Raw genomic sequence first — 24,591 nt, 5'->3', positions numbered from 1 at the left:
CGCCCCCCCGGGATCGATGGACCGCTGAACACTCTAACGAATCGGCCCTACTTGTGCGGACGCGATGACTACCCTGTGAATTATTGGCCGCAGTCGAGGGGAACTCTGGTGAAAGTCCTGCACGTTGTCACGCTCCATACCCCGGACCATGCCTTCGGCGGACCGACCCGGGTGGCGTTCAACCTCTCCAAGGTCCAGCGGGCGAACGGCGACGACGCACGCGTCATGGCCCTCGGCGACGGCTTCCCCGGCGACGAACTGCCCAGCCACGTGGAAGGAGTTCCCGTCCACCTCTTCCAGGCACGGCACCTGCTCCCGATGTTCGAGGTCAGTGGCATCACCTCCGCCGCGCTGCTGCGCACCGCACGCCGCATGATGCGCGGCGCCGACCTCGTACACGTCCATCTGATGCGGGACCTGGTGACCCTGCCGGCGGCGCTGCTCGCGCTCGCGACCCGCACACCCCTGGTCGTCCAGACCCACGGCATGATCGACCCCACCGAGAAGAAGGTCGCTCAGCTCACCGACGTCCTCGGGGTCCGCAAGGTGCTGCGCGAGGCCGACGCCGTCCTGCACCTCACCGAGATGGAGCGGGTCGATGTGAACGCCGTCGCAGCTCCCGTACCGCTCACCCGTACCGTACGGCTGGTCAACGGTGTCCGCCCACAGGAGCGCAAGCCGGCCCGCGACCCCGGCCGCCCGCCGACCGTGCTGTACCTCGCCCGCATCCAGGAGCGCAAGCGGCCCGAGGACTTCATCGCCGCGATGCCGCACGTCCTCGCCCACCACCCGGACGCCCGCTTCGTGCTGGCCGGCCCGGACACCGGCGCGCTGGCGGGCACCCTCGCCCTCGCCCGGAAGCTGGGCGTCACGGACTCCCTCGATCACGTGGGCCCGCTGGAGCACGACGAGGTCCTCGCCGCCGGGCGAGAGGCCGATGTGTACGTGCTGCCGGCGATCGAGGAGCCGTTCCCGGTCTCGGTCCTGGAGGCGATGTCGGTCGGCACTCCGGTCGTCATCACCCGCACCTGCGGGCAGGGCCCCGACGTGTCGGGGGCCGGTGCGGGCCGGGTCATCGACAGCCGGGTCGGCGAGGACGCGGCCAACGCCCGTAAGGTCGCCGACGCGATCCTGGAGCTGCTGGAGCCGGAGACCGCCGAGCAGGCGGGCAAGGCCGCCTGGCAGCTGGTCAACGACCAGTTCACCATCGAGGCCGTCACCGCCACCCTCCGGCGGACCTACGAGGACGTGGTCCGCCGGAGGCGAGGATGAGGGCTCGGCCCGTCAACGTGCGGGCTTCTCGCGGGACTTGAGGGCGATCTGCCATCGGTAGAAGCTCATCGCCAGCGCGAAGTCCAGCCCGGCACGCCCGTCGAGGAAGCCGCGCCGGTAGACGTACATGTACGCGAAGGAGACCAGCGGCTTGAACGGCGCCTTGTGGAAGAGCTGTCCCTGCCGGGACTTCACCTTCCGCACCTGCTCCTTGACGTCCGGGTGGTGTTCGAGCCAGGCCTCCCAGTCCGAGTAGCGGTTGTGCCGCTCGAACCAGGCGGTGACCGGGTCCAGGTCCTGGTGCTCGATGGGGTTGTGCAGCGCGCCCACGGTCGGCGCGACCGGCTGGTAGTGCCCCTCGACCTCGCCGATCCCGGGCGCCGCCAGGTCCCCGACCTCCGGGTAGTGGCAGCGGGTGCGGTCGGTCAGGGACCGCTTGCGGATCGTGTAGCCGTGCCGCAGCCGCTTCCCCGAGAACCAGTAGCCCAGCGGGATGTCGTACGCGGCGGGCTTGGGCGAGTCCGGATCGGCGAACGTGCGCCGCAGCTCCGCCAGCAGCCCGGGGCTGAGCCGCTCGTCGCCGTCCAGCAGCAGGATCCAGTCCAGGTCGGTGCGGACGTTCTCCAGGCACCACTGCTTCTTGCGCGGATGCCCCCCGTCCCAGGTGTACGTGACGACCTCGGCCCCGCACTCCTCGGCGATCTTCGCGGTGTCGTCCGTGCTGTGGGAGTCGACCACGACGACCGCCTCGAAGTGCCCGAGCACCGACTTCACGGCCTCGGCGATGTTCAGGCCCTCGTTCTTCGTGGGGATCGCCACGGCGATGGGCAGCTTGCTCAACTCTTGTCTCCTTCGGGCAGCCAGGCGTAGCAGCCTGTGGAGGTGAAGGTGCGGGCCGGCCCCGCGACGGTGACCGACACCGGCTCGCCGGTGTCGGAGGAGCCCGACGTCAGGGCCTTGCCGTTCGCGCCCTCCACCTGCCAGCTGCAGTGCGCGGTGGGGGAGGGGGCGCGGTAGCGGCCGGGCCGGAGCTTCGCGCCCGTGTGCGTTCCGTCGGCGTAGCCGAGCGCGGCCTCGTCCACCAGGTCCTGGTGCTGGGGACACAGGTGGGCCACGGCCGGCTCGGCGTCAGCCACCTCGCCGGTGACGATCGCGGCGACGGCGATGCCCCGGTCGGCCTTGACGAGGTAGCGGAGCCGGTCGCAGGTCTCCTGGCCGGTCTGCAGGACCGCGGCGGGGTCCATGCCCTGGGGGACGCGGTCGGTCAGGTACTCCTTCTGTTTCTCGGAGAAGGTGCCCGTGGCCGGGGTGATCTCCCCGGCGGGCACCTTCGGCGGGCGGCCGGACTTCTCGGCCTGTGCGTCGCCGGACGGGCCGGCAGGGGGTCCGGCGACAGAGGGTCCGGCGGCGGCGGCGGAGGAGTGGGTGGTGGTGGCCGTGGACGGCTTGCTGCCCGCCGCGGCCTCCTTGCCGCCGTCGGCGGACGAGCCGCAGGCGGCCAGCGCCGCCGTCGCGATGACGACGGCGGCGCCGGCCAGGAACGGATACCTCATCAGCCCGTCCTCAGGGCGTAGTGCGCGCTGACCTGGGAAGCGCTCAGCGCGGTCGGGTAGACGGCGGTCTCGTCGATCTGCCCGGCGAAGAAATTGCTCGTCGGACGGTTGGGCCAGTTGCCCAGGTTGTCCCCGCCGACCCGCCAGTAACCGGGATAGCTCTCGTTGCCGGTGTACAGGAAGTTGAACGTGCGCAGCTGCCCGTCGACGTACAGCGCCATACCTCCGGTGCCCTGGGTGGCGACGACGTGGTGCCAGGCGCCGTCGTTGTAGGCGGCGGATGTGGTGACGGTCCGCGTGGTGCCGCTGTTGACACCGAAGACGAGGCGCCCGTCGTTGCGCATGTAGACGTGCTTGTCGTAACGGGTGCTGTTCTGCATGGTCAGATTGCCGAACCCGATGATCTTTCCGCCCCGGGTCGTGGTCGTTTTGATCCACGTCTCCACGGAGAACCGGGTGGGCTGCGGGAAGAGCGTGTTGCTGTACGCGTACTCGCTCGCCCCGTCGAAGCCGATGGCGGTCGAATCCCCCGCGACGGCGGCCGGCGTCTGCCGGTAGGCGGGTGCGTTGCGCAGGAAGCCGTTGTTCAGGCCGTTCCCGGTGTCGGCAGCGAAGGTGGAGGCCCCCTCGTCGTACCGCCAGTACAGCGAGGCTCCGTCGGAGAGTACCCGGGCCGGGTATCTCTCCGCGGTGGCCGCGACGGTGGCGGACTGGGTGGGAGACTTCACGCTGGTGTTGGTGCCGTCACCGGCGGTGACGCGGTACGAGTGCGTCTCGCCCGGAGCCACGTCGGTGTCCGTCCACCTCAGCTGCGGCCTGTCCCAGAACAGAGAGGATCCGGTCGTGGTGTGCACGGGTGTGCTCGCCCCGTCCTTGTAGATCCGGTAGGTCAACTCCCCGTCGTCCGCGTCGTAACTGGTCTGCCAGTTGACGTCGATCTTTCCGGGGGTGACCGTGGAGAGGCTGACGTTGGGCACCCAGGGCGCCCCGGTGTCCGGCCCGTCGGCGAACCGGGTGAGCCCCTGCTGGGCGGAGCCGTTGACGGTGGTGAACTCCCCGCCGACCCAGAGGTAGTGGTGGCCGCTCCGGTCGGTCTGGGCCATCACCCGGGGCCCGACCGGCTCGCCGATGCCGTCGTTGGTGTCCGGGAACCAGGGCAGCAGCGCCGGATCGTCCACGGACTGGGCCAGCAGGTGCTTGCGCGGCTGGTCGGGGAACTCGCCCATGCTGGCGCAGTCATGGGCGTGGCTGCCGCTGTAGAGCACGCCCGAATGGACCAGGACGGCCTGGGTGGCGCCCAGGCACGTGTCTCGCCAGCGCTGCTGGTAGTCGTCCAGGTCGATGGCGATCCGGCCGTCGAAGACACCGCCTCCGGTGCCCTCGTTCGCGGTGTACAGGCCGGTCGCGTCCGTGGTGAGGTCCTGCACCGTGGAGGTGCTGGGGATGAAGCCCGGGTAGCTCGTGGTGAGCGCGCCCGTGGTGGCGTCCACCACGGCCAGGGCGTGCGATGTGGTCCCGTTGACGGTGAAGAAGTCCCCGCCGAGCGCCACGTGCTGCCCGTCCGGCGTCACCTGGACGGCACGTGCCACCTCGTCGGCGTCGGCGGTCCAGGGCAGCAGGTCGGCGCCGGTGGTGACGGCGGCGAACTTGTTCCTGGTCTGGCCGCCCACGCTGTTGAAGTCGCCGCCCAGGTAGACGGTGTCCGCGGTGACGTCCAGGGCCCGTACCGTCGCCGACACGGAGATCTTGAAGTCCTGGCGCGGGGTGCAGGTCGCGGTGTCGACGGCCGCGATGTTGCTGACCCCCTCCCCGTTCACCGCTCCGAACTGGCCGCCCGCGTACAGGGTCTGTCCGTCGGGTGAGAGCGCCAGCGCGCGGACGGTGGCCGTGCCGGAGGACTGGGTGAAGGACAGGTTGCAGCCCGTGGGCGCCCCCGTCGCGGCGTCGAAGGCCGCGAAGTTGGCCGCGGGCTGTTCCCCGGTGCCGGCGGGGGCGTCCGGGGGCCGAAGGGACGAGAAGGTGCCGCCGGCGTACACGACGCCGTCCGTCGCGGCCATGGACCAGACGATGCCGTTGGTCTGCCAGGTGGTGAGGTCGTCCGCGGTGAGTGACACCGGAGGTGTCAGCGCCGCCGCCGGTGACGTCCCGGCCGCGGTCGCGGTCAGGGCGCCGGCGAACAGGCAGAGCGCGGCGGAGGCGGCCCGCACACGGCCGTGTCCCCCGAGTCTCCGCCCCGTACGTGCGTTCATTGTTCAGCTCCGAAGGTGAGAACGAGCTGCGGCCGGTAGGCCGCGGTTGTCTCGCTCGGCCAGATGCGCGGACTGTCCGTCCCGCTGCCGGTCAGGGCGAGTGAGTGGACGGAGCCGAGGGCCCCGGCCGGTGCGGACGCGTTCCGGTCCACCGAGTAGCCGGTGGAGACGGAGGTCGCGTCGGTGATGGTCCCCGGCGCGGGCGCGGCGAGCGCCGGCCGGGTGTTGTAGGTGACCGCCGATTCGGTCCACGTGCCGGTCACCGGCACGATGCTGTGGCTCTCGGCCGACCCCGCCGACGGTTCCGACGACGTGCGGAAGGCGAGCCGGGCACCCGTGAGCACCTGGCCGGCCGGAGCCTCGGGCAGGGTGAAGCGCAGATGGCCCGTGTACGCGGTGGAGCCGCGCGAGGCGGGCCGGCCGTCGTCGTAGTTCGTGTTCCGCGCGACGCCGTCGACGTACGCGTCGTCGTCAGGAGCGACTGTGACGGTGCTGTCGCCGGGGCCGGGCGGGGTGTCCGCCGGGTCGTGGTGCGCCACCACCTGCGCGGCGGTCGGTGCCGACGGGTGGACCGCGGTCTCGTCGGCCTGCCCGGCGACGTAGGTGCTCGAGGGCGGCTTCGGCCACGCGGTGCTCATGGCGTCACCGCCCACCCGCCGGTAGCCGTTGTACGAGCGGCCGGCGGTGGCCGGGTACGTGCGGACGGCGGCCCCGTCGACGTACAGCACCATGCCGGACGGACCCGGCGACGGCATGGTGCCAGGCGCCGTCGTCATACCTGCCCGCCGAGGTGACGGCGTCTCATCGATCCACCCGCACGGCCGCTCCCGTGAGCTGGTCGGCCAGCAGCCGGATGTCCGCGTCCACCATGATCCTGGCCAGCTCCTGCGACTTCACCCCGGGCTTCCAGCCGAGCAGTTCCTCGGCCTTGGAGGCGTCCCCGATCAGGGCGTCGACCTCACTGGGACGCTCGTACTTGGGGTCGTAGCGGACGTGCTCCGCCCAGTCGAGGCCCGCGTGCTCGAAGGCGTACTCCACGAACTGCCGGACGCTGACGCCCTCCCCGGTGGCCACCACGTAGTCGTCCGGGGTGTCGCACTGCAGCATCCGCCACATCGCGTCCACGTACTCGGGGGCGTACCCCCAGTCCCGTACGGCATCGAGGTTGCCCAGATGCAGCCGGTCCTGCAGGCCCGCCTTGATCCGGGCCACCCCGCGGGTGATCTTGCGGGTCACGAAGGTCTCGCCGCGCCGGGGCGACTCGTGGTTGAAGAGGATGCCGTTGACCGCGAACATGCCGTAAGCCTCGCGGTAGTTGACCGTCGCCCAGTACGCGTACACCTTGGCGACGCTGTACGGGCTGCGCGGGTGGAAGGCGGTGCCCTCGTTCTGCGGGGGCGGGGTCGCGCCGAACATCTCGGACGAGGACGCCTGGTAGATCCGTGTCTCGATGCCGCTGGCGCGCACCGCCTCCAGCAGCCTGATGGTTCCCAGGCCCGTGACGTCACCCGTGTACAGCGGCGCGTCGAAGGACACCCGGACGTGGGACTGCGCCCCCAGGTTGTACACCTCGTCGGGCTGGATCTCACGGAGGAGGTTCACCAGGGCGACGCCGTCTGAGAGATCGGCGTGATGCAGGACGAAGGAGCGGTCCGCTTCCTCGGGGCCCTGATAGATGTGGTCGATCCGCTCCGTGTTGAAGCTGGACGAACGGCGTATCAGGCCGTGGACGGTGTAGCCCTTCTCGAGCAGCAGCTCCGCCAGGTACGAACCGTCCTGGCCGGTCACGCCGGTGATGAGCGCGGACTTCGCCATGACTCCCCCCTTCTGTGGTCGCCCTACGGGCGGTTGGTGCACCGAAATATCATGATCTGAGCGTATTGCAGCAAAACATCACCAAGGCGGGGTGCTGCTGGCACAATCCGAGCCATGACGACTGACCTCCCCGGCCCTCCCCAGGAACCGGCACGCCCCCTGCTCGGTCCCGGCTCGCGCATATTCGTCGCGGGCCACCGCGGCCTCGTGGGCTCCGCGCTGGTGCGCCGCCTCACTGCCGACGGCCACGAGGTGCTCACCCGCGGCCGCGACGACCTCGACCTGCGCGACGCGGCACCGACCGAGGCGTTCCTGCGCGACGTACGGCCGGACGTCGTCGTCCTGGCCGCCGCCAAGGTGGGCGGGATCATGGCCAACAGCACCTACCCGGTGCAGTTCCTGGAGGACAACCTGCGCATCCAGCTCAGCGTCATCGCGGGCGCGCACGCCGCCGGGGTCCGGCGGCTGCTCTTCCTCGGCTCGTCCTGCATCTACCCCAAGCACGCCCCGCAGCCGATCCGGGAGGACTCGCTGCTCACCGGCCCGCTGGAGCCGACCAACGAGGCGTACGCGCTGGCGAAGATCGCCGGAATCGCGCAGACCCAGGCGTACCGCCGGCAGTACGGCGCCTCGTACATCAGCGCCATGCCCACCAATCTCTACGGCCCCGGCGACAACTTCGACCTGGAGACCTCGCACGTGCTGCCGGCCCTGATCCGCCGGTTCCACGAGGCGAAGCGCGACCGGGCGCCGGAAATCACGCTGTGGGGGTCCGGCAGCCCGCGCCGCGAGTTCCTCCACGTCGACGATCTGGCCGCCGCCTGTGTACGGCTGCTGGAGGCGTACGACGGGGACGAGCCGGTCAACGTCGGCTGCGGCGAGGACCTCACGATCCGCGAACTCGCCGAGACGGTCCGCGAGGTGACCGAGTACCGAGGGCGGATCGCCTGGGACACCTCGAAGCCGGACGGCACCCCGCGCAAGCTCCTCGACGTGTCCCGGCTGTCCTCCCTCGGCTTCACCCCGCGCATCCCCCTGCGGGACGGCATCGCCCGTACCTACGCCTGGTGGCTCGGCCGGTCGGCGCCGAGAGGCTGACCTCCCGGCCGGCCGGGCCGGGGCGCACCGTGACTTCCCGGTGTGCCCCGCCGGGGCTCTTCGCATCCGTCGCCCTTCCACTCAGTAGGCCCCGCGGCCGTCGGTGACGGCACGCACCGTACGGGCGAGGAGTCCCACGTCCGTGGCCACCGACCAGTTGTCGACGTACCAGAGATCCAGCGACACCGTCTCCTGCCAGGACAGGTCCGAACGGCCGCTGACCTGCCACAGGCCGGTCAGTCCCGGCCTCACCGCCAGCCGCCGCAGCTCCCGCTCGTCGTAGCGGGACACCTCCTCCGGCAATGGAGGCCGCGGACCTACCAGGGACATGTCACCCCGCAACACGTTCAGCAGCTGGGGGAGTTCGTCCACGGACGTACGGCGCAGGGCCTGGCCGATGCGGGTCACCCGCGGATCGCGGCGCATCTTGAACATCGGGCCCTCGCTCTCGTTCACCGGTGAGAGCTGCTCCCTGAGAGCTTCCGCGTCCGCGACCATCGTGCGGAACTTCCACATGGTGAAAGGTCTGTTGTGCCGCCCGTGCCGGGTCTGGCGGTGGAACACCGGCCCCGGCGACGAGAGCCGCACCGCCAGCGCGACCGCCAGGAACAGCGGGGCGAGGACCAGCAGCCCCAGTGCGGCGCCGGACCGGTCCACGAGGGACTTGAGTGCCACTTGCGGGCCGTGCCGCAGCGGCGGCGCGACGTGCAGCAGTGTGAGGCCGGCGGTGGAGGCCGGGCGCACCCGGCCGGCGGCGACCCCTGAGAGTTCCGACAGCACGCAGAGCGCCAGTCCACTGTCGTGCAGGCCCCACGACAGCCGGCGCAGCCGGTCCTCGTCGAGCTGCGGGCCCGGTGCGATGAGGACCAGATCGGCGTCATGGGCGAAGGCGCCGCCGAGCACCGTGGACACGTCGTCGTCGGCCGGATCCGGAGCGAGCCGGCCGGGCACCGGCGCCTCGCAGCCGGGTACCGCCGGCCCCACCGGTATGGCGGCGACAGCCGTGTATCCCCGCCCCGAACGGGAGTTGAGCAGCCCTACGGCGCGGTCCAGGCCTGCCGCCTCGCCGACGACCAGCACCCGGCGCACCGCACGTCCTTGCCTGGTGGCCCGCCACCGGTCCGCCGCCAGGGCGAGGGCGGCCACGATCGGGCCGGGCACCAGTGCCGCGACGGCTGTCGCCGGATCGGGAGACATGCCCGTGAGGGCCGCCAGCACGGCGAGTATCCCGAGGAGCACCAGCCAGTCACCCGCGAAGTGGTGCGAGGCCCCGGTGCCTGACGCGCCCGGAAGGCGGTCCGTGTACCGGCCGCGCACCGCACGCACCCCGGCCCACACGAGTGCGGCCGACGTCCCGGCGAGCAGCGGTCTCGGCTGGTCTCCGGTGTGCAGAACGACCCAGGCGGGAACCCCCAGTCCCAGAAGGTCGGTCAGGACGAGGAGCGGCAGGCGCCTCGGCGGTCTCTTCCTGGTGTGCGGCCGTTCGGCGTGGTCGCGCCGAACGGCCGGGGCTCTCCATGACTGCTCGAGCGCCGCCGTGCGGTTCAGGGCCTGTGGGTGTCGCGGTCGCGGAGCTCCCGCGACACCCACAGGCCCTGATATGTCCCATTCAGGTAATTCGACATGCCCCATGAACCCCCCAGCCACAGTCGCATCCCCACAAACGGGACGCATCCGCCGATCCCATGGACTGACGGATGCGCCCTCGCTCGGTGCACGATATCCACACACGTGCCATTTCGCTGGAGTTCCCGTGAAGTTCAGGCGCTGTGGACGGGTCCGGTCCTGGGGCGTTCCGGAACGATCTCCGGAACTGTGGACGGCTGTTCGGATCTGGTGGCTTTCGGTAGGCGTACGAGCTTCAGCGCCTGGGTGCGGGAGGCCGTCCACCCCGTCGCCGCCACACGACCGTGTACGGGCGGGCCGAGTCACCCGGCTCGCGCCGGGCGCACGGACCGGCAGCGCGCGCCCCTGACAGGGGCGTGCCGATCTCCGTATGCTCCTGTCTGCCTGTCCGTCTGATTCGGGAGATTTCATGGCATCACGTCCTATGTACTGCTCCACCTGCGATTCCGACGAGGAACACCGGTCGCTCACCCCCGGTGAGAAGGCGTGGCTCAAGGACCGCACGGGCCGTAAGGCCGTCGAGGAGTTCTTCATGTGCAAGGCGCCGGAGTGCCGCAACCTGCGCACCGGGTTCAACAAGCGCCCGTTCGATCCCGTCATCCGGGTGCCGCTGCCCGACTGACACAGACGGCTTCCAGGGCCGGACCCCGCCCGGGCCGCGGGGAGACCGGCCGGCCCGTCCCGCTCGGCCGGCGTTGTCAGTGCTCGCACGTAGGTTCAGTCGTGTTCCCGCCGAGGTGGCGTGAACGACCCCCTGCTGCGGAGGAGATGACGCGTTGTCGGTCTGGGAGAGGTCGAGCACGGCGCGGGTGGTACCACCCGCACGGCCGCGCAAGCTCGCCAAGGTGCCGTTCGTCGAGCTGGCCGACGGGCGTCTGCAGGGAGTGGTGTCCAGCGGGTCCGACATCGGGCGGGTGTACGTGTCGTCCGTCGCGGCCGGGAGCTACGCGTTCGCGTGCAGCACCAACAACAACCGGCCCTGCGGCGGTGCGCGCGGATCGTTCTGCAACCACATCGGGGCCCTGGTCGACCAGGCGGTCCTGCAGTACGGCCCCGAGCGCGTCGCCCGCTACCTGAAGGTCGACGTCCCGCAAGAGGAGCGTGACGCGGAGCGGCTGCGCCGGGCCATGACCGCCACGCGGCCCTCGCCGGACGCGGCCAAGGCCGCCGCAGCCGTCTTCAGCCGGTTCCTGCGGCACCTCGCCTACCTGGAACTCGCCCCCGCCACGACGCCGTTGCCCGAGATGCACTTCTTCCCGCCGACCCGGGCGGTGGCGTGATGCGCACCGACCTGCTGACCGGGACCGTCGACGGGCTCGACGACGCCCTCGCCGTCGTCGACGCCTTCGACGACGCCCTCGTCACCGGGCTGCTGCGACCCCGCGCCGGCGGTGCCGCAGGTCCGGCCGCACTCGCCGAGGCTGTCGCGGGGACCCCGCTGGCCGCCCTGGTCACCGAAGCGGCCGAGAAGGCCGCGGCAGGGGCGGCGGGCGAGGACCACTTCGTCGCCCTGGCCGCCGCCCGTACCGCACTGCTCGGCTCCGTCCACGACGCGCTGCTGTCCCGCGTCCACGAGGCGACCGGCCGGCCCCACGACGACGGGGCACCGGAAGCGGCAGCCCCACCGCAGGCGGCGAATCTGCTCGCGGCCGCCCGCGCCTGGCTGTCCGACCTGGCACGCTGCGGCTGGCAGGGCATCGACCACGAGGTGGTCTCCGGGGCGGCGGAGGTCGTCTCCGCGATGCTTCCCGACCCCGCCCTGCGCCGCCTGGCGACGCTCCTCGACGGCTTCGCCGCCGAACTGGCCGCGTCCTGCCCCGGCGCCACGTTGGAACGCGTTCCGGTGCGCCGCTGGGGCGACCTCTGGTCGCGTGCGGTGCTGCTGACCGTGCCCGGCGCGGCGGGCCGGCCCCCCACCGGGACGGCCACCGGCCGCCTGCTGCCCCTCGGCGTCGACGTACAGGAGCACGCGACCGCCGCACAGGCGCAGGTGCACGCCGTGTTCGAGCCCGCCGACGGCTCCACGCCCCGGCTCGTACGCGCAAGTGTGTCGGCGCCCAAGCCCGACACGGTCGTCGGAGCCGGCGTCTGGCAGCTGCTCCGGCCGCACATGTCACTTCTGACGGCCGCCGGTGAGGGCCGCTCGATGGAGCTCACCGACATGCCCGTCACCGCCGGGGGGCGATCTCGTGTGGAGCGACGGGCACGCACGCCCGGGCGAGCCGGCCGACGCCTTCGTCACCGCACGCGTGGCCCTGCCCACCGCGGCCTGCCCCACGACCGCGCCGCTGGACCGGCATCCGGCGCACATCGCCGTCCCGGTCCTCCTGGAGGGCTACTCCGTCGGGACGGACGACGACGAGGTGACGTTCACCGTCGCCGGCACGGCGCTGGCCGTCGACACCGACCGCATTCCCGTCGCGGGTCCGCTGACCCCGGGGGCGGTCGCGACGTCGAACGCCTGCATAGGCCTGCTCCGCTGGGACGCCGGGACGTTCGCCGTCCAGCCGCTCGCCGTGGAGACCACGGTGCGCAGGAAGGTGGCCGCGGTCCACGCGGGTGCGTGGGCCGGAGGCACGGCGGACAAGGCCGGGGCCAAGGGGGAGAAGGCCGCCACCGACACCGTGCGGGTGCTCGCCGAGCGCGCCGGAAAGCTGCTGCGGAAATGACCGGACAGCAGGGTCACGAGGCGACCCACGCGACCTCCCACGACAACCGCCGGCAGGTCCTGTACTGGCGCCTGCTCGCCCGGCTCTTCGACCCCGAGGAGCAGGCCACACTCGAATCGGCGAGCCTCGCCGTCGTCGAGGACATCGGGCTGCCGCCCGCGCTGCTGGACCCGCAGGCCTCGGTCGACTCGGTCGTGCAACGCCACCCCGCACTGGCCGCCGCGTTCGACGGCTTGATGGTGCCGGACGAGGACACCGCGCACGACGCCGGCGGCGACAGCCGCGACCGGGCCGCCGAAGTACGGCGTGCCGCTCTCGTGTCGAAGGTCCTCCTCAACGTCTTCCACCAGGGCCGGGGTGCCGTCACCGCCGGACAGCTGTCGCGCTGGCAGTCCGACGCGGGCTGGCTGGAGCGCGCGCTCGGCTGCACGCCGGGGGAGCTGCGCGGCGGCCGCGCGGCACGCCCCGGCGTCAGCCCGGCGGGCACGGGCGGTGGCGGCCGGACACCCGGCCTCGGCCGGCTGATCCCGGAGATCGGTCCCGCGCTCGGTTCCATCGAGGCCGACCTCGTCGGGCGGATGCGTCTGCGCGAGGTGCTGGCCGACCCGAAGCTCGCCGGGCAGCTGACCCCGAGCATGTCGCTGATCGAACAGTTGCTGCGTGACAAGGACAATCTGTCCGGCGTCGCCCTCGCCAACGCCAAGGCCCTCATCCGCCGCTTCGTCGACGAGGTCGCCGAGGTACTGCGGACCCAGGTGGAGAAGTCGGGCGTCGGAGCCCTGGACCGGTCGGTCCCGCCGAAGCGGGTGTTCAGGAATCTGGACCTCGACCGCACGATCTGGAAGAACCTCACCAACTGGAGCCCCGAGGAGGAACGGCTCTACGTCGACCGCCTCTTCTACCGCCACACCGCCAGGAAGACGACGCCCCAGCGGCTGGTCGTGGTCGTCGACCAGTCCGGCTCCATGGTCGACTCCATGGTCAACTGCACCATCCTGGCCTCCATCTTCGCGGGCCTGCCCAAGGTCGACGTCCACCTGATCGCGTACGACACCCAGGCCCTCGACCTCACGCCGTGGGTGCACGACCCCTTCGAGACCCTGCTGCGCACCAACCTCGGAGGCGGCACCGACGGCACGGTCGCCATGGCCCTGGCCCAGCCGAAGATCGCCGAACCCCGCAACACCGCCGTGGTGTGGATCTCGGACTTCTACGAATGGCAGAGCGAGCCGCTCTTCGAGAGCATGGCCGCCATCCACCGCTCAGGGGCCAAGTTCATCCCGGTCGGCTCGGTGACCAGCTCCGGCCGCGCAAGCGTCAACCCGTGGTTCCGGGAGCGCTTCAAGGACCAGGGGACCCCGGTGCTCTCCGGCCACATTCGCAAGCTCGTCCACGAGCTCAAGACATTTCTCACCTGACGTCTTCCTCCGGAACCCGCACCGCATCCATGACTGAGAGAGGCACCGATATGTCCGGCCTGTTGCGCGCCCCCGCCGAGATCAAGTACGCCGAAGAGCTGGACTGGCTCGAGTCGGTCGACGACGGCCCCAAGCCGTTCTCCTGGCGCCTGTCGCCGAAGATGGTCCGGCTGTTCGTCCTGGGGTCCGAGCGCTCCGACGGCCTCGACCGGGAGATCCCCCAGAAGTGGTACGGGGACCGCAGCTTCGTCGAGCGTTCCATCGTCACCCTGGCCTCCGACCGCGGCCTGCTGCTGATCGGTGACCCGGGGACGGGCAAGAGCTGGCTGGCGGAACTGCTGTCCGCCGCGATCTCCCGCAACTCCACCCTGGTGGTGCAGGGCACGGCCGGCACCACCGAGGACCACATCAAGTACTCGTGGAACGTGTCCATGGTGATCTCCAAGGGCCAGTCGCGTGAGTCGATGATCCCCTCGCCGATCATGACCGCCATGGAGACCGGCGCGATCGGCCGCTTCGAGGAGCTCACCCGCTCCACCAGCGACGTCCAGGACGCACTGATCTCGATCCTGTCGGAGAAGTACATCTCGGTCCCGGAGATGGACAGCGACAACATCGTCTTCGCCAAGCCCGGGTTCTCCGTCATCGCCACGGCCAACAGCCGCGACCGGGGAGTCAACGACCTCTCGTCCGCGCTCAAGCGCCGCTTCAACTTCGTCCGCATCCCCGTCGTGACGAACAAGAAGAGCGAGGCGGAGATCGTCCGCTTCCGCACCGAGGAGCTGCTGCGCCGCCACCGCATCGAGCTGGACGTGCCGCCGACCCTGCTGGACGTGCTGCTGCAGAGCTTCGCCGACCTGCGCGCCTCCTCGGCCGCGGCAGGCAGCGACGACGAGAAGCTGGAGTCCGCGCTGTCCAGCGCCGAGCAGATCGGCGTGCTCGAGGACGCCATCCTGCACAGCAACTTCTTCGGAGAACGGGAGCTGACGGCCCGCACGCTCGCCTCCTCGCTCGTCGGTTCGCTGGCGCGCCGCGAACCCGAGGACCTCGCCATCCTCAACAAGTACCTGCACGGCGTCGTCGAACCGCGCAGCAGGGAAGAGGGCGGCTCCTGGCCGGAGTTCCTGGAGGGCGGCCGCGACGCGATCGCCACCCTGTCGTGAGCCCGCACTCCGTGGACCCCGGGAAGTCCGTGGGCGCGGCGACGAGCTTCGAGGCGCTGCGCGGCCAGTTGCAGCAGGCTGCCACCGAGTTCGCCGACGGGCCAGACGCGCTGGAGGGCATCCTCCTCGGCATCGTCGACGACGTCGACCGGGCAGTGCGCGAACCGCTCGAGATCTTCCCCGTCTGCCACCACTCGCCGGCCTCGGCCGTCGCGATGGCACGGCGGCTGCGCGAGAAGCAGCCGAAGGTCGTCTACCTCGAACTGTGCGAGGACATGGCGCCGCTCCTGTCCGAGCTGCGCAACTGCAGGCTCCCGGTGGCCGTGCAGGCGTTCGCGAGCGAGGTCAAGGGCTTTCCCGCCGAATGGGCGCCGCTGTCGGTCGTCGCACCGATCACCGAGGCGTCCGCCGAGTACCAGGCCATCGCCTACGCACTGGACACACCGGACGTCGAGCTCGTCCTCGTCGACCGCTCCTCGGACCATGTGTTCCAGTGGCGGGCGGGCGGCACACCGGCCGCCGGGCCCGCCGGCCCGGACGCACCGCCGGCCGACGAGGAGGCGGCCCTGCACGGCGACGCGGTCGGCGTGGAGATCGGCGACCTGCGGCCCCGCTTCGCCGAGCTGGAGGAACACCTGCTGAACCACGGCAAGGTGCGGCACTGGTCCGAGTGGTGGCACCAGTACGTCGAGCTGCCGCTCGGCGACAGCGACCACGACACCTACCGGCAGGTCATGCTGCTGATCGGCAGCCTGTTCCGCCGGCTGGCACCCGGCGACCGGGACCGGGTCAGGGCGGACGAGGACCGCGAGCGCCACATGTGGACCCGGATGCGGGCACACCTCGCCGCGTCCGGCACCGATCCGGAGGACTGCCTCTACGTCTGCGGCGCGTTCCACGCGTCCAGCCGTGTCCCGGAGTTCGGTGTCCACGGCAGCGACACCTTCGAGATCACCCCGCCGAGCGGGAGCACCTGGCAGCACGGCCTGATCCCGTCCAGCCACACGGCGATCGAGGCACAGTTCGGCCTCGCCGCGGGCTCCGTGTCGATCGCTGCCACCCAGTGGTCGAAGAACCTCAGGCGCACCCGGGTGCAGCCGTTCCGGCTCGCGGGCCAGGCCGGCGCCAAGAAGGCGGCCGGGCCCCGCAGGACCGCATCGGCCGCGGCACCCACCGCCGTGGGGGACACGCTCCCGGACAAGCTCTCCGGATTCCTGCAGAGCCCGCCCGCCCTCGACCGCCTGGACGAGGCGGAACTGCTCGGCTGGTCGGTGGAGATCGTGCGCTCCGCACGCCGGAACAACTACCTCGCCTCCACCGCCGACGCCATCGCCGTCTTCGAGACGTCGATCCTGCTCGCCGGGATGCGGGACCGGGCCAAGCCCACCCCGTACGACTTCCAGGACGCCGCGGTCACCTGCATCGAGAAGGAGACCGTGCCCGGCCGGCGCGACGTGCGCCGCCTCGTGGAGATCCTCATGGGCGGCGACCGGGTCGGCCAGGTCGGGTACGACGCCCTGCCGCCCCTGGCCCGCGACGTGCACGACCGGCTGGCCCCGCTGAACCTCAAGCTCCAGCAGCGCGGCGTGCGGCGCGCGTTGCTGGACATGGCCTCCCGGCCGGAGCTCGAGCAGGTGTCCGACGTCCTGTGGATGCTGCGCCACCTGATGCCGCACGGTGCGGCCCGGCCGATCATGGGCGAGCGGGGGCTCGGCAAACGGTCGATCCAGGAGTCCTGGGACCTCGCCCTGGGCACCCACCAGCGGGCGCTGATCGAACTCGGCTACGAGGGCGTCAGCATCGAGCAGGTCCTGGAGCAGCGCCTGCGCCGCACGGCGTACGCCGCGAACGCCACAGCCGCCACCGTCCTGGAAGCCGTCGAGGACGCGGTCCTCCACCTGCGCAGCGACCGCCTCGCCGACGAACTCGGCACCCGTGCCCTGGAGGTGCTGGCCACCGAGCGCAGCGTCGACGGTGCGCCGGAGGTGCTGAGGCGGGTGCGCCGGCTGCTGGCCCACTACCGGATCAGCCGGCCGGCGCTGCCCGCGTGGATCGAGTCCTTCGCCAAGACGGGGTACGCGCACTACTGCACCCTGCTGCCGACGGCGTTCACCGACGAGGACGCCACCGTCCGGCAGGTGGCGGCCATGCTCGGGTTCCTGTTCAGCATGGAGAACCTGGCGCTGTCGCTCGGCTGCGACCGTACGCAGCTGGAGCTGGCCTTCGCACAGTCGCATCCGCGGGATCCGTCGCGGAGGGCGCTGCTGTGGGCGGCTCAGGTGCAGCTCGGGCAGCTCTCCCGGGCCGGCCTCCGGGACCGGTGTGACGCGCTGCTGGCCGATCCCCTGGCGGTGCCGGCCTATCCGCGTTACCTCAGCGGCTTCCTGCACGCGCTCGAGCCGGTGCCGCAACTGGCCGACTTCGTCGTGGAGGCCGTGTCGAACGCCTTCGCGCGGCTGCCCGACCCGGTACTGCTGCCGTGGCTGCCGACCCTCATCGGCACCCTGCGCTCCGACGGCGCGGACCTGGCACCACTGCTGATCCGGGAGGCGGGGCGCATCTTCCCCGGCCGGCTCGCGGCGCTGGACACCTGGGTTCCCCCGTGGCAGGCCGCCCCGGAAACTCCGGCCGCCCCGCCGGTGGCCGGTGGCGGCCCGGGCCGCCGTGCCGTGCTGCTCGCCGCCCACCCGGCGACGTGCGACAGCGTCGCGCAGCTGCTGGGCTGCGACGGCACGTGGGAGGAGGCCGCCGCTCCGCCGCCGGGCGGCGCGGTGCTCGTCGCACGCCACCCCGGGACGGCCGGGGCCTTGGGGGCGCTGCTGGCGGTCGCCTGACGAAACGGGCGTCCGGCACCCCCCCCCGCGAGGAGCCGGACCGTGGGCGGACCGCACGGCCGTCCTCCGTCCACCGGATGGAGGACGCCCGCGCCGGCCGGTACGGCGGGGGACTACGTCGCCGTAGGACGACGCGACGCCGCCATCGCGTCGTCCGGGTCGTTCAGCGGACGCAGCCGGTAGGTGTACGCGTAGTCCCTGTCCGCGAACAGCTTGTACTCGTCGTGCGTGTGAGCGCCCCAGCTGTCGTCACCACCGACGCCCATCTGCCGGTGGTTCAGCCGCAGGACGACTTCCTCCCGCGGAGTCAGCTGGTAGTCGTGGCGGGCACCCTCCGACAGGTCTTCCGGGGTGAAGTGCGAGGCGTTGAACTCGAGCAGCGGTTCGCCGCAGGCGAGCAGCCCCCTGCCGTGGCCGTCCGTCAGGGCCACCCACCGCACGTCCGTCCTGTTGCCGTTCTCCTGGGGGCGGAGGTAGGGGGTGCGCTTCTCGGGAACGGTGCCGGAGTGGAGACCCACGTCGGTGCCGTCGTTGCGGTCCCAGTGGTTCTCGTCCGGGCCGCGGCCGTAGTGGCGCACGTGCCGCAGCCGGCCGGGCAGGAGGAGCATCGTGCCGACCTCGGGGATGTACGGCAGGCCGGCCGCACCCGGGTGCAAGGTGTTGCCGACCTTGATCTCACCGTTGCCGAAGACGGTGTACGTCGTGGTGTACGTGGACTCCGTCGAGGTCGGCAGGGTGCCGCTGACGGTGATCTCGACGGCCCGGTCCCGCAGCCCGCGCACCCGGACCCCCGTCACCTTCCGGTCGCTGCCCGCGTAGCGCCAGGTGGCGTTCCGTCCCGGCTGGCCGTTGCCGACGTCGTTGTCGGTCGGGGCGCGCCAGAAGTTCGGCGCCGGCCCGGAGACGATCAGCGGCGTGCCGCCCGCCTCGTACGACGTGATGACGCCGCTGCCCTTGTCGACAGTGACGGAGAAGTCCTCGCCGGTCACCGTCACGGAACCGGCCGTCTCCTCGTGGCTCAGTGCCGGCACGGAGTCCAGCGGCCGTGGTGTCACGGCAGGGCTGCCCGCGTCGAGGGGGAGCTGGTGCCTGGCCACCTCGAAGCCGGCCTCGGCCCACTTCGTGGGCTCCCTGGTGGTGAACGACAGCTGGAGGAAGTACTCCGCTCCCGGCGCGGGGTCGTCCGGCAGCCTGAAGGGGACGGTGACCACCTTGCCGGTCAGGGGCGCGATGTCGAGCTGTGCGCGGGTGAGCTCCCCGCGCTGCACCGCCCTGCCGTCCGCGATCACGGTCCAGCTTCCGCCGAACTCGCGGAGGTTGGTGAACAGGTACTCGTTGGTGACGGTGATCCGCCCGGAGGCCGCGCCGTCACCGCCGGCCACCACGTCGATCGCCTGGTGGATCCGCTTGATCTCCGTGGCCTTGCCGGTGTGCCCGCGGCCGGCGGTGACGATGCCGTCGCCGCTGAAGTTGCCGTCGTTGGGGTTGTCGCCCCAGTCACCCCCGTAGGCGAGGAACGTCCGCTCGGAGGGGCGTCGTTCCTCGAATCCGACGGTGGCGGCGTCGAACCAGAACCGCACTCCCTCGTCACCGGGACCGCGGGAGGTGGAAGCGAGTTCGGCCGCGGTCAGGGCGCGGGCGTAGACGCGCGCCCGCCGGACCGTGCCGCTGAACTCCCGGGTCCAGTGTTCCGCGTCGGTGGCGAGGGTGAGCGGCGCCGTGTTGCTGCCGGGCGGCCGGGTGGCGGCCCTCGTGGCCTTGACCTCGCCGTCGACGTAGAGGGTCAGCGTGGCCGCGGCGGCGTCGTAGACGCCCGCGATGTGGTGCTCGGTGCCGGTCCAGTCCCGCGGCAGCGTCCAGCTCGCGGTGGTCCACCGGCCACCGGAGTGGATGAAGAACTCCAGGCTGCCGTCGGTCTGTTTCAGCGCGTACTGCGTGTCACCCTTGGCGAGGACGGGTTGGTGGAAGCCGCTCACCCGTTGCGTGACCCATGCCTCCAGGGTCAGCGAACCGGTGATGTCGAGGCCCGCGTTCCGGGCGAAGACAGTGCCGCCGCGGACACCCTTGTCGCGGTCGAAGGCGCCGGCGGCGGCGAGGACCTCGCCGCTCACCGCACCGGGCCCGGCCTCGGTGAACAGCTTGCGCGTCGGCGTGGGCCAGTTGAGGGCCTGGTCGGCGAAATCCCAGATCCAGCCGCCCTGCAGCACGTTGAAACGGCGGATGACGTCCCAGTACTTCTTGAAGTTACCGCTGGAGTTGCCCATGGCGTGGCTGTACTCGATCAGGACGAACGGCCGGGTGTCGGTGGTGTCCTTCGCGCGCTGTTCGACCTGGGCGGGCTTGGTGTACATCTCCGAGCGGATGTCACTGATCCCGGGGCGGTCGTCGCCCTCGTACTGGATGACGCGGGTGGCGTCGTAGGACCGGATCCAGTCGTGCATGGCGACGAAGGCGGAGCCCGTGCCCGCCTCGTTGCCGAGCGACCAGATCACGGCCGAGGCGTGGTTCTTGTCCCGGTGGACCATGTTCCTGGCACGGGCCACGCACGCCTCGGTCCAGTCGGCGTGGTCACCGGGGTAGGCGTCGCGGATGCCGTGGGTCTCGAGATTGGTCTCGCCCACCAGGTACAGGCCGTACTCGTCGGCCAGTTCCAGCCACAGCGGGTTGTTCGGATAGTGGGAGGTGCGGACGCTGTTCATGTTCAGCCGCTTGATGATCCCGATGTCCGTGACCATGTCCGCACGGGTCAGGGCCATGCCCCGCTCGGGGTGCATCTCGTGCCGGTTCGTGCCGCGCAGGGAGGCCGGCTTGCCGTTGATGCGCATCAGCCCGTCCACGATCGCGAACTCGCGGAGGCCCACCCGGTGCGACAGCGTCTCGGTCACCTTGCCCGCCGGGTCGCGCAGTCGCAGGACGGCGGTGTAGAGGTAGGGGTGCTCGGCGGACCACAGTTTCGGCTTCGGGACGGCCCTGGCCGCCCGCACGGTCACATCCTCACCGGCCGGGACGGAGCCCGGATCGGCGGTCTGCCGCAGGGGGCGGGGCCAGACCGGATGCCCACCGGCGTCGTAGAGCTGGGTCTCGACGGTGTACGTCCCCGTCGTGGAGGCGCGGCTGTCGCCGTAGGCACGCACGGAGGCGGTGACGGACAGGCCGGCCGTGGTGCAGTCGTCACCGAGCGGGGTCTCGAGTTTGAAGTCCCGCAGGTGGACGGCGGGGGTGGAGAAGAGGTGGACCGAGCGGAAGATCCCGCTCAGCCGGATCATGTCCTGGTCCTCCATCCAGTCGCCGTCGGAGAAGCGGTAGACCTCCACCGCGATCTGGTTGCGGCCGGGTTTCAGATGGGGGGTGATGTCGTATTCGGCGGAGGTGTAGGAGTCCTCGCGGTAGCCCACCGGCTCGCCGTTGATCCACACGTAGTGTGCGGACTTCACTCCCTCGAAGTGCAGGAACACCCGTCGTCCGTCCCACTGGCGCGGGACGGTGAAGGTGCGGCGGTACTGGCCCACGGGGTTGTAGCGGGTCGGCGCGAAGGGCGGCCGCGCCTCTTCGCCCAGACCGTTGGCACCGGACCAGGGGTAGGTGATGTTGGAGTAGATCGGGAAGTCGTAGCCGTGCAGCTGCCAGCAGGACGGTACGGGAATGGTGTCCCAGGACCGGTCGTCGAGGTCGGTGCGGTGGAAGTCCGGGTCGCGGTCGCCGGGGCGGTCGGAGTAGGCGAACTTCCAGGTCCCGTCGAGGTCGAGCCGCCACGGCGAGTGCGTGCGGTCACCGGCGAGGGCCTGACCGACGTCCGCGTACGGCATGAGCGTGGTGTGCGGTGGCTCGGAGCCGACGTCGAAGACCGTGATGTTGTTGTTCCACTCCGGGTAGCCGTTGGCCGGGGGCTCCCAGGCACCGGGCCCGGCCTCGGCGCGTGCGGCCACGCCTTCGGGCAGGGCGGCGGGGAGGGCGGAGAGGGCGAGCGCGCCGAAGCCGGCGGCCCCGCCCTCCAGAAGCCGACGGCGGCTGACGCCCCGGTGGAGGCGGGCCGGCTGATCGGGGACAGGCGGGTGCTGCATGACGGGGGACTCCCAGGGGTGACCGTGCTGCGTGGGCCGGTGCGGTGTGCGGCACGTGGGTGGGTCGTGTTCTGTCCGATGTGCTCGATGAGCTGACGGTCCGATGAGCTGACGGGACGATGGGTCCATGAGCTGATGGGCCGACCAGCCGACCAGCCGACCAGCCGACCAGCCGACCAGCCGACGAGCTGACGGGACGATGGGTCCATGAGCTGATGGGCCGACGTGCTGAAGGGGCGATGGCTCGATGAGCTGATAGGCCGACAAGCCGACGGGGCGATAGGCCCATGAGCTGATGGGCCGACCAGCCGACCAGCCGACCAGCCGACCAGCCGATCAGCCGACCAGCCGACGAGCTGACGGGGTGATGAGCCGATGGGCTGTTGTGCCGGCCCGTCGGACGCGGGCTTCAGGGCCCGGATCTGCCCCGGTGGCCCTGTGTGCCGGCCCGACGGCACTCGCCGCCGTCCTTGGTACCCCGGCTGGTCGTCATCGTGATGCGGCTCCTTGCGTCTGCGCGCGGGAGGTTGGCCCTTCATGACGTTCGATATTTCGTTCAGCGTTCGAGAACGTGCCGAGACGGTAGTGACGCGGGAGGAGGGGTGTCAAGAGTGACGGGGGAGGAGGGGTCCCGAACAAGACAGGGAGCGGGAATCGCTCCTTCCGCTCCGGTGCGGCGGGCGCGCAGTCGTGCGGGAGGGGGTCCGGTCGCGTACGGCCGGTAGGTGCCGGCGCGTGCGGTGCCGTCGCCGGTGGACGCATCAGGGGACGGTGCGAGGGGTGGGGGGGCGAAGGACGGGTGCGGGGCGGAGGAGTGGTCCACCTCCTCCGCCCCGCACCCGTCGGCCCGGGTGAGAAGTCCCGCAGTCGCGGTCCGGCCCGGGAGGGCCGGGACGGGAACGCCCCCGTACGGACCCGGTCAGCGGATGTCGGTGACCCGGTGCTCCCTCAGTGCGGCGCAGTTGGAGTTCTCCACCGACACGTACACGTTGGCGATGTGGCCGCCCCAGCTCACGCAGTGACCCTTGCCGTAGACGTAGCCCGGCCCGGCGTACGACGTGTAGGACCCGGAGTCACCGGCCCACGCGTCGGTGTCGGCGACGTAGATGTAGGTGGACATGTCCTTGGCCGTGCCCGGGTTGGCGCGGATGGTTGCGACGCAGTTCTTCCCGTTGGACGAGTTGTACGTCAGGTAGACCGTGCCCAGCGAGCCGATCGCCGCCGAGTTCACGGTCTTGTAGGCGCTGCCGCAGACACCCTGTGGTGTGACGTTGGGTGCGGCGGAGGCGGTCGCGCTGAACCCGGCCGTGGCGCCCACCACCAGAGCGGTGAGTGCCCCGGCGGCCGCGATGTTACGTGCTGTTCGCATATTTCCCCCATATGCCTTGGGGAGTGGTTTGCTCCCACTTGTAGTGACCCTCGAGCGGCCCGGATGGTTGTACACCGTGACCGCGACGCCTGTACCACGTCGACGGCAGGCGTTCGCCTCTGCCGGACGGCGGGTGTGGACACCGCCCCCCACCAACGCTGATGACGGGCTGTCAGCGACCGCCTTCCGGGTTCCGGCCTGACCAACTGGACACAGGAGCCCTTCCCCCGGCTCCGAGGTGCACCTCGTCCTCGCCCGGGGCGCGGCCCCCGACGACGGCCCCCGCGGGTCGCAGCAGGTGAGGCCACCGGCCATGCGGTAGGGATGGAGGGTGTCTGCTGCGAGGGGTCGCCGATGGAGTCGCACCAGGTGGATGATCCCGTGGGGGGTCATCGTGTTCGCGGTCGTCGTCGACCTGGCCACGCCCCGTGAGGTGAGCAGCGCCCCCTTGCTCGCCGTGGCGCCCGTCGCCGCCGCCCCTTTCATGAGGGCGCGCTCCATCGTCGTCGTCGGCCTGGCCGCCATGGTCGTCCACGCCGGGCTGGTGGCGCTGGACGGCACCTTCGGATGGCGCCTCGGCATCGCACGGCAGTTGACACTTGTCTGCGTGATCGTCCTGGCGGTGCTGCTGCGTCGTACGATCGAGCGCCACGAGGCGGCGGCCGGCCGGGCCCAGCGGGTGGCGGAGATCGCCCAGCGGGCGCTCCTGCCGGATCCCCCCGAGGACATCGCCGGTCTGAGGATCGCGACGCACTACGCCCCCGCGGACGAGGAGATCCTCGTGGGTGGCGACTTCTACGCGGTTCGGGCCTCGGCCGGCTCCGTCCGTGCGCTCGTCGGGGACGTGAGGGGCAAGGGACTGGCGGCCGTCCAGGCGGCCAACGTGATCGTCGGGGCCTTCAACGCCCTCGCCGACGACGCCTCCGACCTGGCGGAAGTGGCCGAACGGCTCGACCGGCAGCTTCAGCGCGAGGGGGAGCGCCGGGGCGGCCTCGAACAGTCCGAGGGCTTCACCGCGGCCGTCCTCGTCGAGCTGGACGCCGGTCGCCACCGCGTGCGCGTACTCAACCGGGGTTTGCCAGCGCCCCTGGTCCTCGCGCCCGACGGTACGGTGCGTGAGCTCACACCCTCACAGGAGGCACCACCACTCGGGCTCCTCGCGCTGGGGCGTTTCGACGCCTCCACGGACACCTTCCCCCTGCCCCCGGGCTCCACCCTGATCTGCTGCACGGACGGACTGACCGAAGCGCGCAACGCCCGGGGCCAGTTCTACGATGCGGTCGCACGCCTGCCCCGTCTGCTGACGCGGCACGGCGCCCACCTCGCGGAGGACCCCGGCCTCCTCCTGAGCGCGCTCGCCGCCGACGCCGAACGGCACGCGGGCGGCAGGCACGCGGACGACCAGGGGATGCTCGCCATCTACTCCCCGCCCGCGCCGGTGGTGGTTCGGTGAGCCGGGCGGGC

The 24,591-nt window shown here is 71.4% G+C and carries 16 protein-coding genes and 1 pseudogene; 9 read left to right on the top strand and 8 right to left on the bottom strand.

The window, feature by feature from the left end:
- The first annotated feature begins 108 nt into the window (after positions 1-108).
- Entirely contained in the window at positions 109-1,272 is a 1,164-nt protein-coding gene (locus tag QFZ58_RS09220; protein ID WP_307124434.1) for a glycosyltransferase, read from the top strand.
- Positions 1,273-1,284: 12 nt separating this feature from the next.
- Here the strand turns inward: QFZ58_RS09220 and QFZ58_RS09215 are convergent, their stop codons facing one another.
- From QFZ58_RS09215 to gmd, 5 genes are read right to left on the bottom strand one after another with little or no spacing between them, the layout of a single operon-like run.
- Positions 1,285-2,112, bottom strand: a complete 828-nt coding sequence (locus QFZ58_RS09215; RefSeq protein ID WP_307124433.1) for a glycosyltransferase family 2 protein — start codon at positions 2,110-2,112, stop codon at positions 1,285-1,287.
- Entirely contained in the window at positions 2,109-2,825 is a 717-nt protein-coding gene (locus tag QFZ58_RS09210) for a hypothetical protein (RefSeq protein ID WP_307124432.1), read from the bottom strand. Before QFZ58_RS09210 ends, QFZ58_RS09215 begins: the two co-directional genes overlap by 4 nt.
- On the bottom strand, positions 2,825-5,074 hold the full coding sequence (locus tag QFZ58_RS09205; protein WP_307124431.1) for a LamG domain-containing protein: 2,250 nt from the start codon (positions 5,072-5,074) through the stop codon (positions 2,825-2,827). Before QFZ58_RS09205 ends, QFZ58_RS09210 begins: the two co-directional genes overlap by 1 nt.
- Positions 5,071-5,850, bottom strand: coding sequence for a DNRLRE domain-containing protein (locus QFZ58_RS09200; RefSeq protein ID WP_307124430.1), 780 nt, complete (start codon positions 5,848-5,850; stop codon positions 5,071-5,073). Before QFZ58_RS09200 ends, QFZ58_RS09205 begins: the two co-directional genes overlap by 4 nt.
- 25 nt (positions 5,851-5,875) lie before the next feature.
- Entirely contained in the window at positions 5,876-6,889 is a 1,014-nt protein-coding gene (gmd, locus tag QFZ58_RS09195; protein WP_307124429.1) for a GDP-mannose 4,6-dehydratase, read from the bottom strand.
- A 114-nt stretch (positions 6,890-7,003) separates the two neighbouring features.
- On the opposite strand from gmd, the gene QFZ58_RS09190 reads away from it, so the two are divergent.
- Positions 7,004-7,987: a GDP-L-fucose synthase gene (locus tag QFZ58_RS09190; RefSeq protein ID WP_307124428.1), complete on the top strand. Its 984-nt coding sequence runs from the start codon at positions 7,004-7,006 to the stop codon at positions 7,985-7,987.
- Between the two features lie 81 nt (positions 7,988-8,068).
- On the opposite strand, the gene QFZ58_RS09185 is transcribed toward QFZ58_RS09190, so the two are convergent.
- Entirely contained in the window at positions 8,069-9,577 is a 1,509-nt protein-coding gene (locus QFZ58_RS09185; protein WP_373428537.1) for a sugar transferase, read from the bottom strand.
- Positions 9,578-10,022: 445 nt separating this feature from the next.
- Between QFZ58_RS09185 and QFZ58_RS09180 the strand changes: the two genes are divergently transcribed.
- The 6 genes and pseudogenes from QFZ58_RS09180 to QFZ58_RS09155 all read left to right on the top strand — a co-directional run bounded on the left by QFZ58_RS09180 (position 10,023) and on the right by QFZ58_RS09155 (position 17,697).
- The gene (locus tag QFZ58_RS09180) at positions 10,023-10,235 is read left to right on the top strand and encodes a hypothetical protein (protein ID WP_307124426.1); all 213 of its coding nucleotides are present in this window, start codon (positions 10,023-10,025) and stop codon (positions 10,233-10,235) included.
- 154 nt (positions 10,236-10,389) lie between these two features.
- Positions 10,390-10,893: a hypothetical protein gene (locus QFZ58_RS09175; protein ID WP_307124425.1), complete on the top strand. Its 504-nt coding sequence runs from the start codon at positions 10,390-10,392 to the stop codon at positions 10,891-10,893.
- Positions 10,893-12,282 (top strand): annotated as a pseudogene (locus QFZ58_RS09170) (hypothetical protein). The gene QFZ58_RS09175 and the pseudogene QFZ58_RS09170 overlap by 1 nt, the downstream one beginning before the upstream one ends.
- On the top strand, positions 12,279-13,700 hold the full coding sequence (locus QFZ58_RS09165) for a VWA domain-containing protein (RefSeq protein WP_307124424.1): 1,422 nt from the start codon (positions 12,279-12,281) through the stop codon (positions 13,698-13,700). The pseudogene QFZ58_RS09170 and the gene QFZ58_RS09165 overlap by 4 nt, the downstream one beginning before the upstream one ends.
- Positions 13,701-13,750: 50 nt before the next feature.
- Positions 13,751-14,863: an AAA family ATPase gene (locus QFZ58_RS09160; protein WP_307128809.1), complete on the top strand. Its 1,113-nt coding sequence runs from the start codon at positions 13,751-13,753 to the stop codon at positions 14,861-14,863.
- Positions 14,860-17,697 carry a DUF5682 family protein gene (locus QFZ58_RS09155; RefSeq protein WP_307124423.1) on the top strand — a complete coding sequence of 946 codons (2,838 nt, stop codon included), beginning with the start codon at positions 14,860-14,862 and terminating at the stop codon, positions 17,695-17,697. The genes QFZ58_RS09160 and QFZ58_RS09155 overlap by 4 nt, the downstream gene beginning before the upstream one ends.
- Before the next feature lie 113 nt (positions 17,698-17,810).
- On the opposite strand, the gene QFZ58_RS09150 is transcribed toward QFZ58_RS09155, so the two are convergent.
- Together QFZ58_RS09150 and QFZ58_RS09145 are read right to left on the bottom strand one after the other, a co-directional pair.
- Entirely contained in the window at positions 17,811-21,758 is a 3,948-nt protein-coding gene (locus QFZ58_RS09150) for a glycoside hydrolase family 2 TIM barrel-domain containing protein (RefSeq protein ID WP_307124422.1), read from the bottom strand.
- 919 nt (positions 21,759-22,677) lie between these two features.
- Complete coding sequence (locus tag QFZ58_RS09145; protein WP_307124421.1) at positions 22,678-23,127, bottom strand: spore-associated protein; 450 nt, start codon at positions 23,125-23,127, stop codon at positions 22,678-22,680.
- 373 nt (positions 23,128-23,500) lie between these two features.
- Here QFZ58_RS09145 and QFZ58_RS09140 point away from each other — a divergent pair, with 373 nt between their 5' ends.
- Positions 23,501-24,580 (top strand): PP2C family protein-serine/threonine phosphatase, encoded by a 1,080-nt coding sequence (locus QFZ58_RS09140; RefSeq protein WP_307124420.1) that lies wholly within the window; start codon positions 23,501-23,503, stop codon positions 24,578-24,580.
- Positions 24,581-24,591 lie beyond the last annotated feature (11 nt).

The sequence above is a fragment of the Streptomyces sp. B1I3 genome (genome assembly GCF_030816615.1).
In the GTDB taxonomy this organism is placed as follows: Bacteria; Actinomycetota; Actinomycetes; order Streptomycetales; family Streptomycetaceae; genus Streptomyces.
Note: the sequence above shows the minus strand (reverse complement) of the source record. Positions and strands in the feature narration are given on the sequence as shown.

What these genes read in the sequence shown, in the direction of transcription:
- QFZ58_RS09210 (WP_307124432.1), bottom strand. Translation starts at nt 2,825, where the DNA reads ATGAGGTATCCGTTCCTGGCCGGCGCCGCCGTCGTCATCGCGACGGCG.
- QFZ58_RS09205 (WP_307124431.1), bottom strand. Translation starts at nt 5,074, where the DNA reads ATGAACGCACGTACGGGGCGGAGACTCGGGGGACACGGCCGTGTGCGG.
- QFZ58_RS09200 (WP_307124430.1), bottom strand. Translation starts at nt 5,850, where the DNA reads ATGACGACGGCGCCTGGCACCATGCCGTCGCCGGGTCCGTCCGGCATG.
- gmd (WP_307124429.1), bottom strand. Translation starts at nt 6,889, where the DNA reads ATGGCGAAGTCCGCGCTCATCACCGGCGTGACCGGCCAGGACGGTTCG.
- QFZ58_RS09190 (WP_307124428.1), top strand. Translation starts at nt 7,004, where the DNA reads ATGACGACTGACCTCCCCGGCCCTCCCCAGGAACCGGCACGCCCCCTG.
- QFZ58_RS09180 (WP_307124426.1), top strand. Translation starts at nt 10,023, where the DNA reads ATGGCATCACGTCCTATGTACTGCTCCACCTGCGATTCCGACGAGGAA.
- QFZ58_RS09165 (WP_307124424.1), top strand. Translation starts at nt 12,279, where the DNA reads ATGACCGGACAGCAGGGTCACGAGGCGACCCACGCGACCTCCCACGAC.
- QFZ58_RS09160 (WP_307128809.1), top strand. Translation starts at nt 13,751, where the DNA reads ATGTCCGGCCTGTTGCGCGCCCCCGCCGAGATCAAGTACGCCGAAGAG.
- QFZ58_RS09150 (WP_307124422.1), bottom strand. Translation starts at nt 21,758, where the DNA reads ATGCAGCACCCGCCTGTCCCCGATCAGCCGGCCCGCCTCCACCGGGGC.
- QFZ58_RS09145 (WP_307124421.1), bottom strand. Translation starts at nt 23,127, where the DNA reads ATGCGAACAGCACGTAACATCGCGGCCGCCGGGGCACTCACCGCTCTG.
- QFZ58_RS09140 (WP_307124420.1), top strand. Translation starts at nt 23,501, where the DNA reads ATGATCCCGTGGGGGGTCATCGTGTTCGCGGTCGTCGTCGACCTGGCC.